Origin of the sequence: Bradyrhizobium sp. BEA-2-5 (assembly GCF_032918025.1) — a bacterium.
GTDB lineage: Bacteria > Pseudomonadota > Alphaproteobacteria > Rhizobiales > Xanthobacteraceae > Bradyrhizobium > Bradyrhizobium pachyrhizi.
This window is the reverse complement of sequence record NZ_CP136629.1, coordinates 3,055,444-3,069,033: the sequence shown is the minus strand read 5'-3', so window position 1 is coordinate 3,069,033 and position 13,590 is coordinate 3,055,444. Positions and strand designations below refer to the sequence as shown.

The following is a 13,590-nucleotide window of genomic DNA, read 5'->3' as shown; positions in this document are numbered from 1 at the left end:
TTATTGCAACGCATCTGGGAAATTACGCCACAATTACCAATTACTCGGAAACGGAACTGCGCTATGGATGCCGGGGAATGAGGCCCTAAAGCGCCAATCTGGGCCACAGGCACGCCGGTATCACTAGCTATGTCATCGATTACGACGTCTGCCCTCGAGGCGCCTGCGCGGCGCTCGGTGGAGAAGACCTGCGACGATCTCGCTGTCCTCGTCCTCGGCGTGGTCGCCGTCATCGCAGGCTTGACGTTCCGCGACTACGGGCTCGGCTGGGACGATTACACCCACGCCGAATACGCCGACCTGCTGCTGCGCATGTTCGGTTCCGGCTTCAAGGACACCGCGGCGCTCTCCTTCGCCAATCTCTACATGTATGGCGGCGGCTTCGACATGGTCGCGGCCCTCCTGCACAAGGTCATCCCGCTCGAACTGTTCGAGACGCGCCGCCTGGTTGGCGCCATCGTCGGCGTGATCGGCCTTGCCGTGACGTGGCGGCTCGGCCGCCGCATCGGCGGACCTCTTGCGGGTCTTGCCTCGCTCCTGCTGCTCGCGCTCTGCCCGATCTTCTACGGCCACATGTTCATGAACCCGAAGGATGCGCCCTTCGCGGTGGCCATGATCATCCTGATGCTCGGCCTCGTCCGCCTCGCCGAGGAATATCCGCGGCCGTCGCCGCGCACGGTCCTCATCGTCGGCCTGGGTGCCGGTCTTTCGATCGGCTGCCGCGTGCTTGGCGGGCTCGCATTGATCTACGCCGTGGTCGGCTTCGTCCCGCTCCTGATCGAGGAATTCCGCAAGCAGGGCCCGCGCGAGGCGACCCATCGCTTTGCCCATGTCGTCTATGTGCTGCTGCCCGGCCTCGTGCTCGGCTATCTCGTGATGGGCCTGATCTGGCCGTGGTCGATCATGGAGCCCGGCAATCCCTTCGACGCGCTGACCTACTTCTCGCATTTCTTCGAGAAGCCGTGGAAGGAGATGTTCGACGGCGCGATCGTGTCGGTGCCCGACATGCCCTGGTCCTATCTGCCGACGCTGTTCGCACTGCAGCTGCCGGAGGTGATGCTGGTGCTGCTGACCGCCGCCGTCGTCATCACCTTGATGTCGCTGTCGCGCTACGACGTCACCGCAAAGCGCAAGTCGATCATGCTGATGCTGACGCTGGCGGCGACGCTGCCGCTGGTGATCGCGATGGTGAAGCGGCCGGCGCTCTATAACGGCATCCGCCACTTCATCTTCGTGATTCCGCCGATGACGGTGCTGGCCGGCGTCGCATTCGCGCGCGGCATGGACTGGCTCGGCGAGAACCGCCGCGCCTGGCAGCCCGCGGCGCTCGCCATGTTCGCGTTCGGCCTCGCGCTGCCGCTCGCCGAGATGATCCGGCTGCACCCTTACCAATACACGCATTTCAACCACATCGCCGGGACCGTTCGCGGCGCCGACGACCGCTTCATGCTGGACTATTGGGGCCTCGCCTTGAAGCAGGCCTCCGACGAATTGCGCGAGCAGCTCGTCGAGCGCCAGGAAGTGCCCCCCAGCAACCGCAAATGGAAGGTCGCGGTCTGCGGTCCGCAACGCCCGGCCCAGGTCGCGCTCGGCCCCGACTTCACCATCGGCTGGGATTCCAACGCGGCCGATTTCGCCATGACGCTCGGCGAGTTCTACTGCAAGGGCCTCACCGCGCCCGTCATGGTCGAGATCAAGCGCGACGACGTGGTGTTCGCCCGCGTCTACGACATCCGCGGCCGCGGCATCTCCAGCCTGCTGTCGATCCCGGCGCCGTAAAGCATCACGCTGCCCACTGACGATTGCCGTTCCGATCGTGGGCCGCATGCCGACATGACTGTCACGCCGTTACCCTGTCTTGCTGCGGTCCGGCGGCGGCGCTACGCTTGGACCAAGCAATAACGCCATCAATGGAGCAATCGGCTATGTCGCCAGCGGAAGCGCGCCTCAGGGAAGTGCCGTCGAACATGACGGAGGCGGAGTGGCAGCAACGGGTCAATCTCGCCGCCTGCTATCGCCTCGTCGCGCTGTACGGCTGGGACGATCTGGTCGACACCCACATCTCGGCGCGCGTGCCCGGTCCCGACCATCACTTCCTCATCAACCCCTACGGACTGATGTTCGAGGAAATCACGGCCTCGAGCCTCGTCAAGGTCGACCTGCACGGCAACCAGCTCTCCGAGAGCGAATACAGCATCAACCCGGCCGGCTTCACCATCCATTCGGCGATCCACGAGGTGCGCGAGGACGCGATCTGCGTGCTGCATCTCCACACGCTCGACGGCACTGCGGTGTCGAGCAGCGCCGAAGGCCTGTTGCCGCTGAACCAGACTGCCCAGCTCGTCACCCACGACCTCGCCTATCACGACTATGAAGGCATTGCGCTCGACCACGACGAGCGGCCGCGGCTGCAGAAGGATCTCGGCGACCACAACCACATGCTCCTGCGCAACCACGGCACGCTCACGGTCGGCCGCTCGGTCGCCTCCGCCTTCGAGCGCATGTATCACCTCGAGCGCGCCTGCTCGATGCAGGTGGCAACCCGCGCGCTCGGACCGATCGCCTATCCGGTCGACGACATGCGATCGACAAGAACACCGAGCTGCTGTCGAACCGCGACCGCGCCGAGCTGCGCGCCACCAACCTCGTGTGGCCGCCCTTGCTGCGCAAGCTCGACCGCGTCAATCCCGGCTACCGTGATTGAAATTTCATAATCTTCGGGTAGGCTAACGGCCAACACCCTCTGCACGATCGGAATCAAAACGCCGCCCAATTCCGGGCGGCGTTTTTACGTGAATTGCCCTCGCGCTATTTAGCGTCGGCGAATGCCGCCAGGATGCGGGCCCAGGAGCGGATGCCCTTCTGGAAGCTGCGCAGGTCGTATTTCTCGTTCGGCGAGTGGATATTGTCGTCGTCGAGGCCAAAGCCCACCAGCAGCGAGTCGAGGCCCAACGTGCGCTTGAAGTCGGCGACGATTGGAATCGAGGCGCCGGAGCCGATCAGCAGCGCCTCCTTACCCCATTCGTCGGTCAGCGCGCGGCGCGCGGCTGCCAGCGGCTTCATGTTCCAGTCGAGCGCGATCGCCGGCGCGCTGGAATGGTCGGTGAACTCGGCCTTGCAGTCGGCCGGCAGGCGCGCCTTCACATAACCGCGGAACGCCTTTCGGATCTTCTCGGGATCCTGTCCCTCGACCAGGCGGAACGAGACCTTCGCCGACGCCTCGGCCGCGATCACGGTCTTGGAGCCTTCGCCGATATAGCCGCCCCAGATGCCGTTGATGTCGCAGGTCGGACGCGTCGAGGCCTGCTCGACCAGGAGCCTGCCCTTCTCGCCAGCCGGGAGCGACAGCCCGACCGGCTTGAGGAAGGTCTCCGGCGTCAGATTGAGCTGCTTCCACTGGGCCAGAATGTCCGGCGGCAAATCCATCACGCCGTCATAGAAACCCGGGATGGTGATGTGACCGTTCTCGTCATGCAGGCCGCCGAGAATCCGCGTCAGCACCCGGATCGGGTTCATCGCGGTGCCGCCGAACACGCCGGAATGCAAATCGCGGTTGGCTGCGGTGATCTTCAGCTCTTCATAGAGCAGCCCGCGCAGCGAGGTCGTGATCGCCGGCGTGTTGCTGTCCCACATGCCGGTGTCGCAGACCAGCACGTAGTCAGCCTTGAACTCGTGCTTGTTGGCCTCGATGAAGGGCACGAAATTCTTCGAGCCGACCTCCTCCTCGCCTTCGATCAGGAAGGTGACGTCGACCGGCAGCGAGCCCGTCACCTTCTTCCAGGCGCGGCAGGCCTCGACGAAGGTCATCACCTGCCCCTTGTCGTCCTCGGCGCCTCGCGCGACGATGATCTTGCGGCCGTCGGCATGATCCGCGACAACGGGCTCGAACGGCGGACGGTGCCAGAGATCGAGCGGATCGACCGGCTGCACGTCGTAATGGCCGTAGAACAGCACGTGCGGCCGCCCGTCGCTCGAGCCGTTCAGCTTGCCGACCACGGCCGGATGGCCGGCAGTCGGCCGCACTTCGGTCTTGAACCCGAGGGTTGCGATGTCCTTGGCGAGATGCTCGGCCGCAGCCTTGCAATCATCCGTGAAGGCCGGATCGGCCGAGATCGACTTGATCCGCAACAACGAGAACAGGCGCTCCAGGCTGTTGTCGAAATCCGCGTCGATGCGATCGAGGACGGGCTGCAGCTTGGCGTTGGACATCGCGGATATCCTTTTTGTTGGACGTTGCGCCAGGTTGTAGCGCGCCGGCCGCGGGAGGCAAAGCCGGTCTCCGGTTTCGGTCGACCGGCGCGATGCTATCTGCGCAGCAATCCACCGAGAGCGCCGCGCACCAGCGCCCGGCCGATCGAACCGCCAACCGAACCACCGAGCGATTTGCCGAGATCGGCGGCCACGCCGCCGATCACCTTGTCGGTCACCGAGCGCGTGACACTGCGCGCGATCACCTGCCCGGTCGACATGCGGCCGCGCTTGACGTTGGTGCCGAAGATCGTGGACGCGATCGAACCGATCTGGCCGAAGATGCCGCCCCCCTCGCCGCCAGCGCTGCCGCCGGCCGGCGCCGCCGTTCCGGCGATGCGCTTCTGGAGCATCTCGTAGGCGGATTCGGAATCGACGGCGGTGTCATATTTGCCCTTCACCGGGCTCCTGCTCATGATCGCCTTGCGCTCCTCGGGCGTGATCGGTCCGATGCGCGCCGACGGCGGCCGGATCATCACCCGCTCCACCATCGAAGGCGTGCCGTTGCCCTCGAGGAAGGACACCAGCGCCTCGCCCTTGCCGAGCTCCGTGATCACCTTGGCCGTGTCGAGCTTCGGGTTGGGCCGGAAGGTCTGGGCTGCAGCGGCGACCGCCTTCTGGTCGCGCGGCGTGAAGGCGCGCAGCGCATGCTGCACGCGACCGCCCAACTGGGCCAACACCTTGTCCGGCACGTCGATCGGATTCTGCGTGACGAAATAGACGCCGACGCCCTTGGAACGGATCAGACGAACCACCTGCTCGATCTTGTCCATCAGTGCCTTCGGCGCATCGTTGAACAGCAGATGCGCCTCGTCGAAAAAGAACACCAGTTTTGGCTTCGGCAGATCGCCGGCTTCAGGCAGTTCCTCAAACAACTCCGACAGCAACCACAACAGGAAGGTAGCGTAGAGCCTGGGGCTCTCCATCAGCTTGTCGGCAACCAGAATGTTGACGATGCCGCGGCCGTCGCGGTCGGTGCGCATGAAATCCTTCAGCGTCAGCGCCGGCTCGCCGAAGAACTTGGCGCCGCCCTGATTCTCGAGCACCAGGAGCTGACGCTGGATCGTTCCGACGGTCGCCTTGGACACATTGCCGTAGCCTTGCGCGGCCTTACGGATCGGCGCCAGCGGATCCTCCTCGTCGTCGGCGGCCTTCTTGCTGCCGTCCGGGGCGATCGCATCCAACAGCGACCGCAGATCCTTCATGTCCAGCAATGGCAGACCATTCTCGTCGGCAACACGGAATGCGACGTTGAGAACGCCTTCCTGCACGTCGTTCAGGTCGAGCATCCGCGCCAACAGCAACGGCCCCATTTCGGTGACGGTGGCGCGCACGGGGTGGCCCTGCTCGCCGAACACGTCCCAGAACACGGTCGAGAACTGGTCCGGCTGAAATTTGAGGCCTATCTCGCCCGCGCGCTTGAGGATGAAGTCCTTGGCCTCGCCGACTTCCGAGATCCCAGACAGGTCGCCCTTGATGTCCGCCGCAAAGACCGGAACACCGGCGCGCGCAAATCCTTCCGCCAGCACTTGCAGCGACACCGTCTTGCCGGTTCCGGTTGCACCCGTGACGAGGCCGTGGCGATTGGCGAGCGCCAGCGTCAGCCATGCCGTTTCCTCGCCCTTGCCGATAAAGATTTTCTCATCGGTGTCGGCCAACTTGTTGTCGGACGTCGCCATCGCTTCGCCTCTTAACGCGATTTTAAATCGGCTCGATCCATTCGAACCGATGACATCATATTGCATCTTGCAGGTCGATTGAAACCATCGGCGCGCACTGATGTATATTGTCGCTGCACCAGTTCCTCATACTTTATTCCCGGCCAAGTGACGAAAGGCATTGCGCATTGCGACAAGATGGTGTGAATCCGCCGCTCACTCTTGCAGAGGTGCAACACTCCCGACGCGATTGAAAAAGAAAACGAACTGAAATGCGCGGATCGCTTGTATTTCGTGACACAGGCGCTCAAGATAAATCTTCAAGAATGATCCGGCAAAAACCGGTTGAGGCGGGGCAATATGGACGAATTGGTTGGGCAGCTGGCCGCGAAGGCCGGCATCGACGGTGCTGTCGCTGAAAAAACCATCGGCATCGTTCTGGGTTTCCTCCGTAACGAGGGACCTTCCGACAAAGTTCAGGCTCTGATCGACCAAATCCCCGGCGCCGAAGCGGCAATCGCCGCCTCCAACAACAGCGGTGGTCTATCGCGGTTGATGGGTGGCGGTCTGATGGCTGTCGGCACCCGGCTGATGGCGCTTGGATTGAGCATGAGTGAGATTCAGAAGGTCGCCCGTGAACTTTTCCGCTACGGGCGAGACAAAATCGGAGCGGATCAGATGGGCAAGATCATCGCTGGGACTCCTGGCCTCAGCCAATTCGCCTGAAGCATTCTCCCAAACGCCATTGCACGTGCGCTCCCTTCTACCTGCATACGAGTATCATGACATACCCCCTCTCCGAGATCGAAGGCCTGTCCGCCTATTGCGCCACCAAACTGAAATCGCAGGGTATCCGCACGACCGACGCACTGCTTGAAGCCGCCCGCACCGTCAAGGGACGCAAGGCGCTCGCCACCAAGACCGGGATCAGCGAACAACAACTGCTGGAATGGGCCAACGTCTCCGACTACATGCGCATTCCCGGCATGGGCAAGGCCAAGGTGGGCCTGGTCCGCGCCGCCGGCGTCACCACCGTGCGCGAGCTCGCCCACCGCAACCCGTCGCGGCTCGCGCAGAGCATGAAGGACGCCAATGTGCGTCGTAAGCTCGTCCGCGTGATGCCGTCGGAGAAGTCGGTCGAGCTGCTGATCGAAGAGGCACGCAAGCTGCCTCCCAAGATCACCTATTAGCCTGTCTTAACGGCATTCGGCCGCCGGCCGCGTCACACGTCATCGCCACACCTTGACTTGCCGCTGCGGTCAGCGCAAAGCCACCGCATGATGGCGAGCAAGCCGATAGCATCGACGGTGACCGGCCCGGCCGTATCGGCGGTGCTGCCGGCGCTGTTGTCGCGGCCTTATCCGGCCGTGATGGGCATCCTGAACGTGACGCCGGACTCGTTCTCCGACGGCGGCCAGTTCGCCGCACCCGAAGAGGCGCTGGCGCAGGCCCGCAAGCTGGTCGCCGATGGCGTCGACATCATCGATATCGGCGCCGAATCCACCCGGCCCTACAAGGGCGCCCGGCCGGTCACCGCAGAAGACGAACTGGCACGACTAAAGCCGGTGCTGGCCGACGTGGTGGCGCTCGGCGTGCCCGTCTCGATCGACAGCATGAAGGCGCAGGTGGCGGCCTTCGCGCTCGACCAGGGCGCGGTGATCGCCAACGACGTCTGGGGCCTGCAACGCGACGCCGACATGGCGCCGCTGATCGCCGCAAGAGGCGTTCCCGTCGTCGTCATGCACAATCGCGAGCAGGCCGATCCGGCGATCGACATCATGCAGGACATCGCCGCGTTCTTCACCCGCTCGCTCGCGATCGCCGCGAGCGTCGGCATTTCGCCCGACAAGATCGTGCTCGATCCCGGCATCGGCTTCGGCAAGACGGCCGAGCAGAGCATGACCGCGCTGGCGCGGCTGCGTGAACTGGACGTGTTCGGCTTGCCGATCCTGGTCGGCGCCTCGCGCAAGCGCTTCATCAGCACGGTCGTGCCGTCGGAGCCGCAACAGCGGATCGGCGGCTCGATCGCGGCGCATCTGATCGCCGCGCAGAATGGCGCCCGCATCATCCGCGCGCATGACGTCGCCGAAACCGTTCAGGCGCTGCGCGTGGCCGCAACAATCGAGAGCAAGCAATGACCGATACGATCTTCGTCACCGGCCTGTCGATCCATGCCCGCCACGGCGTGATGGATCACGAAACAGAAGTCGGCCAGCGTTTCGTCATCGATCTCGAACTCTATACCGACCTGTCCGAGCCGTCGCGCAGCGACCGGCTCGCGGACACGGTGTCCTACGCCGACGTGGTGGCGACGACGACGGCGGCGTTCAAGAACACCAATTACAAGCTGCTGGAGCGCGCGGCCGGCGCGGTGGCCGACGCCATCCTGTCGAACTTCCCGCGCGTCCGCGCCGTGAAGATCACGGTGCACAAGCCGCATGCGCCGATCGCCGCGATCTTCGACGATGTCGGCATCGTGCTGACACGCTCGCGGCATCCCTGAGATGGCGAGCGTGCTGATCGCGCTCGGCGGCAATGTCGGCGATGTCCGCGCGACGTTCGGCAAGGCGATCGCCCATATCTGCGGCATGGCGCAAGGCGCGCTGATCGCACGCTCCTCGGACTATGCCACCCCACCCTGGGGCGACGAGGAGCAGGATCCCTTCATCAACGCCTGCATCGAGATCGAGACCGGTCTCGATCCGCACGCGCTCTTGTTCGTGCTGCAGAAAGTCGAGCAGAAATTCGGCCGCGTGCGAACCAAGGAGCGACGCTGGGGCCCGCGCACGCTCGATCTCGACATGATCGCCTATGACGACGTCAGCTTGCAGAAGCCCGACCTGACGCTGCCGCATCCCCGCCTGTTCGAGCGCGCCTTCGTGCTGGTGCCGCTGGCCGAGATCGCGCCCGACCGCGTGATCGCCGGGCGCCGCGTCGCCGATGCGCTCGCCAAGGTCTCTACCGACGGTATTTTCCGTCTAGCGGACCTCGATTAAAGCCAAACCATCGCAAACAACCGTTTGGCTTGGCCGCCCGCCCGTGGCAATTTCCGGCCAAATCAAGGGGCCCCGCGCGGGCCGGTGAAGGACGATTTGGGCGGATGACGACCTCGACTGACGATTTGGCTCTGGCTTCGGATTTTCGACCTGCGACCTATGAGGACTGGCGCAAGCTGGTCGACGGCGTGCTGAAGGGCGCGCCGTTCGAGAAGCTGGTCGGCAAGACCTATGACGGCATCAAGATCGATCCGCTCTATCGCCGCGCCACCAACACAAACCCGCTTGCCGGCCGCGCCGCCGCTGCGCCCTGGCAGATCCTGCAGCGGGTCGATCATCCCGATGCCGCACAGGCTAATGCGCAAGCGCTGCAGGATCTCGAGAACGGCGCGACCGGCCTCGAATTCGAGTTCGCCGGCGGTCCCGGTGCGCGCGGCTTCGGTCTTGCCGACGCCAGCAAGAAGACGCTGGCGCGCGCCTGCGGCGGCATCCATCTCGATGCCGGCATCATGATCGCGCTCAATCCGGTGATCGGCCGCGAGAACGCCGGCGAGACCTTTGCCGACATGGTCGAGGCCCGCAAGCTCGACCCGGCCAAGCTCGATCTGCATTTCAATTACCAGGCGCTCAGCACCATGGCCGTGCGCGGCGCCGCGGCCATCGCCTGGCCCAACTACGAAAAGTCGTTCGGCCAGGTCGTCAATGGCCTGATCAGGCGCGGCTTCAAGGGGCCGTTCGTGCTGGCCGACGGCCGGCCGGTCCATGACGCCGGCGGTTCCGAGGTGCAGGAACTCGCGTTCACGCTCGCGCTGGGCCTCGCCTATCTGCGCATGCTGGAAGGCGCCGGCATCGATCTCGATGCGGCGCGCGCGGGCATCTCGTTCCGCCTCAGCGCAGATGCCGACCAGTTCCTGACCATGGCCAAATTCCGCGCGCTGCGGCTGCTGTGGGCACGCATCGAGCAGGCCTGCGGGCTTGCGCCGAAGCCGATCTTCGTCAACGCGCAAACCGCCTGGCGCATGCTGACGCAGCGCGACCCTTACGTGAACATGCTGCGCGCGACCATGGCGACGTTCGCGGCAGGACTGGCCGGCGCCAATGCGATCACGGTGCTGCCGCATACGCTGGCGCTCGGCCTGCCCGATCCGTTCGCGCGGCGCGTAGCGCGCAACACGCAACTCGTGCTGCTCGATGAATCCAACCTGGCAAAGGTGTCCGATCCCGCGGCAGGCGCAGGCGGCATCGAGACGCTGACGGCGCAGCTTTGCGAGGCCGCATGGGCGCTGTTCCAGGAAAGCGAGAAAGCCGGTGGCATCTTCGCCGCGCTCGAGCAGGGGCTGCTGCAAAACAAGGTCGCCGCGACGCGATTGCTGCGCGAGACCAATGTGGCGAAGCGCCGCGACGTGCTGACCGGCGCCAGCGAGTTTCCGGATCTGCGCGAGGCCGCCCCCGCGGTGCTGGATGTGAAACCATCAGCGTCGGCGTCCCTCGCCGGCACCAAGGTGAAGTTCGACGCCCTCGCGCCGATCCGGCTGGCGGAACCGTTCGAGGCGCTGCGCGACAAATCCGACGCGGCGTTGAAGGCACGTGGCGCGCGGCCAAAGGTGTTCCTGGCCAATCTCGGCACGGCCGCCGATTTCACGGCGCGCGCCACCTTCGCGAAGAGCTTCTTCGAGGCCGGCGGCATCGAGGCTATCGACAGCGAGGGTTTTGCCGACGCGGCGGCGCTGGCCGCGGCCTACAAGGCCTCGGGCGCAACGATGGCATGCATTTGTTCCTCGGATAAGGTCTATGCCGCCAGCGCCGTTGAGGCCGCCAGGGCCCTTCAAGGCGCCGGTGCAAGGCATATCTATCTGGCAGGGCGGCCCGCCGACCAGGAAGCGGCGCTGCGGGCGGCCGGCATCGGCGAGTTCGTCTTCGCCGGCGGTGATGCGCTGGCGACATTGCGCGACGCCTATCGGCAGATGGAGCAGACATGAGCGCAGAGGCACCATCGACACCCGTTCTGACCGGCGGCTGCCAGTGCGGCGCCGTCCGATTTGCCGTCTCGGCGGCACCGACCCGGATCAGCATCTGCCACTGCCGGATGTGCCAGAAAGCGTCCGGGGCGCCATTTGCCTCTTTCGCCGACATCGATCGCAACGACTTCAAATGGACCCGCGGCAAGCCCGCCGCGTTCAGGTCCTCCTCCATCGCCGAGCGCGGCTTTTGCGCCGCTTGCGGCACGCCGCTGAGCTTCGGCCGCATCGACGGCGACCGGATCGAGATCATGACCGGCGCCTTTGATCGCCCCGACCGCGTGATCCCGACGCGGCAGTTCGGCACCGAATCCCGCCTCGGCTGGGTGGTCGGCATCGCCAACCTGCCGAGCCAGACCACGCAGCAGAATTACGGACCGGAGAAGATGGCGACCATCGTCAGCCATCAGCATCCGGATCATGATTGAGTTAGAAGCTACAGCGATTGATCGAACGCAATCGCCAGTTTGAGGAAGCCCAGGAATGACCCGCATTCCCAATTTCGCCGATGTCGCCTTCCAGCCCGTGGCCAGTACGGCTCCGGTTGCGAGCGCCGAGCCGTGGCTAACGCCGGAGGGCATCCTGGTGAAGCCCGCCTATGGCGAAGCTGATCTCGCCGGGCTCGACTTCCTCGAGACCTATCCGGGCATCGCGCCGTACCTGCGCGGCCCCTACCCGACCATGTATGTCAATCAGCCCTGGACGGTCCGGCAATATGCCGGCTTCTCCACGGCGGAGGATTCCAACGCGTTCTACCGCCGCAACCTGGCTGCAGGGCAGAAGGGCCTCTCGGTCGCGTTCGATCTCGCCACCCATCGCGGCTATGACAGCGATCATCCGCGCGTCGGTGGCGACGTCGGCATGGCCGGCGTCGCCATCGATTCCATCTACGACATGCGCACGCTGTTCGCAGGGATCCCGCTCGACCAGATGAGCGTGTCCATGACCATGAACGGTGCGGTGCTGCCGATCCTCGCGCTCTACGTCGCCGCCGCCGAGGAACAGGGCGTGCCGCCGGAGAAACTCTCGGGCACCATTCAGAACGACATTCTGAAAGAGTTCATGGTGCGCAACACCTACATCTATCCGCCGGCGCCCTCGATGCGGATCATCTCGGACATCTTCGCCTACACCTCGCAGAAGATGCCGAAGTACAATTCGATCTCGATCTCCGGCTATCACATGCAGGAGGCCGGCGCGACGCAGGACCTCGAGCTCGCCTACACGCTCGCCGACGGCGTCGAATATCTGCGTGCAGGCCTTGCCGCAGGGCTCGACGTCGACCGTTTCGCTCCGCGGCTGTCGTTCTTCTGGGCGATCGGCATGAACTTCTTCATGGAAGTCGCCAAGATGCGCGCCGCGCGCCTGCTCTGGGCGAAGCTGCTGAAGCCGTTCAACCCGAAGGACCCGCGCTCGCTCTCGCTGCGCACGCACAGCCAGACCTCTGGCTGGTCGCTGACCGCGCAGGACGTCTTCAACAACGTGATGCGCACCACGGTGGAGGCAATGGCCGCAACACAGGGCCACACTCAATCGCTGCACACCAACGCGCTCGACGAAGCGCTGGCACTGCCGACGGACTTCTCGGCGCGCATCGCCCGCAACACCCAGCTGTTCCTGCAGCAGGAGAGCGGCACCACCCGCATCATCGATCCCTGGGGCGGCTCGTATTACGTCGAGCGGCTGACGCGCGACCTCGCGGCGAAGGCCTGGGGCCACATCCAGGAGGTCGAGGAGCTCGGCGGCATGGCGAAGGCCATCGAGGCCGGTCTGCCGAAGCTGCGCATCGAGGAAGCCTCCGCCAAGACCCAGGCACGCATCGATGCCGGCAAGCAGGCGGTGATCGGCGTCAACAAGTACAAGCCCGAGAGCGAGAAGCCGATCGACGTGCTCAAGGTGGAGAACTCCACCGTGCGGCGGCTGCAGATCGACAAGCTGGCGCGGCTCAAGAAGGAGCGCAACCAGAAGGACGTCGATGCGGCGCTCGCCGCGCTCACCCGCTCGGCGGGCGAAGGCAACGGCAATTTGCTGGCGCTGGCGATCGACGCCGCTCGCGCCAAAGCCACCGTCGGCGAGATTTCGGACGCGATGGAGAAGGTGTTCGGCCGGCACCGCGCCGAGATCAAATCCATCACCGGTGTCTACAAGCGGGAGGCGTCCAGCATGGGCAACCAGGTCGAGAAGGTTCAGGCGCTGATCGACGGGTTCGAGGAGGCGGAAGGCCGCCGCCCGCGCATCCTGGTCGCCAAGATCGGCCAGGACGGCCACGACCGCGGCCAGAAGGTGATTGCGTCTGCCTTTGCCGATATCGGCTTCGACGTCGACATCGGGCCGCTGTTTGCCACCGCCGACGAAGCCGCGCGGCAGGCGGTCGAGAACGACGTCCACATTCTCGGCGTCTCCTCGCTCGCCGCCGCCCACCTCACCGCAGTGCCCGAACTCAAGGCCGCGCTGAAGAAGCAGGGCCGTGACGACATCATGATCATCGTCGGCGGCGTGGTGCCGCCGCAGGACTACGACGCGCTCTACGCCGCCGGAGCGGAGGCGATCTTCCCGCCGGGCACGGTCATCGCGGAGGCGGCTGAAGAGCTGATCCGCAAGCTCAACGCCCGTCTTGGACATAGCGAGGCTGCGGAGTAGCGCTGCCGTATCCCCTCTCCTTTCAGGAGC

Annotated in this window: 11 protein-coding genes and 1 pseudogene; 10 read left to right on the top strand and 2 right to left on the bottom strand. The window is 64.9% G+C overall.

The annotated features are described in order from the left end of the window. Positions 1–129: 129 nt before the first annotated feature. Both RX327_RS14180 and RX327_RS14175 read left to right on the top strand, forming a co-directional pair. Entirely contained in the window at positions 130–1,779 is a 1,650-nt protein-coding gene (locus tag RX327_RS14180; protein WP_317250633.1) for a glycosyltransferase family 39 protein, read from the top strand. 146 nt (positions 1,780–1,925) lie between these two features. Further along, positions 1,926–2,704 (top strand): annotated as a pseudogene (locus RX327_RS14175) (class II aldolase/adducin family protein). A gap of 104 nt (positions 2,705–2,808) precedes the next feature. Here the strand turns inward: RX327_RS14175 and RX327_RS14170 are convergent. Next, entirely contained in the window at positions 2,809–4,209 is a 1,401-nt protein-coding gene (locus RX327_RS14170; RefSeq protein WP_317250632.1) for a M20/M25/M40 family metallo-hydrolase, read from the bottom strand. A gap of 95 nt (positions 4,210–4,304) precedes the next feature. Next, positions 4,305–5,927: a helicase HerA-like domain-containing protein gene (locus tag RX327_RS14165; RefSeq protein WP_317250631.1), complete on the bottom strand. Its 1,623-nt coding sequence runs from the start codon at positions 5,925–5,927 to the stop codon at positions 4,305–4,307. A 339-nt stretch (positions 5,928–6,266) separates the two neighbouring features. Here RX327_RS14165 and RX327_RS14160 point away from each other — a divergent pair, with 339 nt between their 5' ends. The 8 genes from RX327_RS14160 (at position 6,267) to scpA (ending at position 13,560) form a co-directional block, all read left to right on the top strand. Further along, entirely contained in the window at positions 6,267–6,632 is a 366-nt protein-coding gene (locus RX327_RS14160) for a DUF2267 domain-containing protein (protein WP_317250630.1), read from the top strand. A gap of 56 nt (positions 6,633–6,688) precedes the next feature. Beyond that, positions 6,689–7,096: a DUF4332 domain-containing protein gene (locus tag RX327_RS14155; protein WP_317250629.1), complete on the top strand. Its 408-nt coding sequence runs from the start codon at positions 6,689–6,691 to the stop codon at positions 7,094–7,096. A gap of 87 nt (positions 7,097–7,183) precedes the next feature. Next, a complete protein-coding gene (gene folP / locus RX327_RS14150) occupies positions 7,184–8,044 on the top strand; it encodes a dihydropteroate synthase (RefSeq protein WP_317250628.1) in 861 nt (286 codons plus the stop codon). Continuing rightward, the gene (gene folB, locus RX327_RS14145; RefSeq protein ID WP_194388473.1) at positions 8,041–8,409 is read left to right on the top strand and encodes a dihydroneopterin aldolase; all 369 of its coding nucleotides are present in this window, start codon (positions 8,041–8,043) and stop codon (positions 8,407–8,409) included. The genes folP and folB overlap by 4 nt, the downstream gene beginning before the upstream one ends. Before the next feature lies 1 nt (position 8,410). Continuing rightward, positions 8,411–8,902 (top strand): 2-amino-4-hydroxy-6-hydroxymethyldihydropteridine diphosphokinase, encoded by a 492-nt coding sequence (gene folK / locus RX327_RS14140; RefSeq protein WP_317250627.1) that lies wholly within the window; start codon positions 8,411–8,413, stop codon positions 8,900–8,902. A 104-nt stretch (positions 8,903–9,006) separates the two neighbouring features. Beyond that, positions 9,007–10,881, top strand: coding sequence for a methylmalonyl-CoA mutase family protein (locus RX327_RS14135; protein ID WP_317250626.1), 1,875 nt, complete (start codon positions 9,007–9,009; stop codon positions 10,879–10,881). Continuing rightward, positions 10,878–11,348 (top strand): GFA family protein, encoded by a 471-nt coding sequence (locus tag RX327_RS14130; RefSeq protein ID WP_317250625.1) that lies wholly within the window; start codon positions 10,878–10,880, stop codon positions 11,346–11,348. Before RX327_RS14135 ends, RX327_RS14130 begins: the two co-directional genes overlap by 4 nt. Positions 11,349–11,403: 55 nt before the next feature. Further along, on the top strand, positions 11,404–13,560 hold the full coding sequence (scpA, locus tag RX327_RS14125; RefSeq protein ID WP_317250624.1) for a methylmalonyl-CoA mutase: 2,157 nt from the start codon (positions 11,404–11,406) through the stop codon (positions 13,558–13,560). The last annotated feature ends 30 nt before the right edge of the window (positions 13,561–13,590 follow it).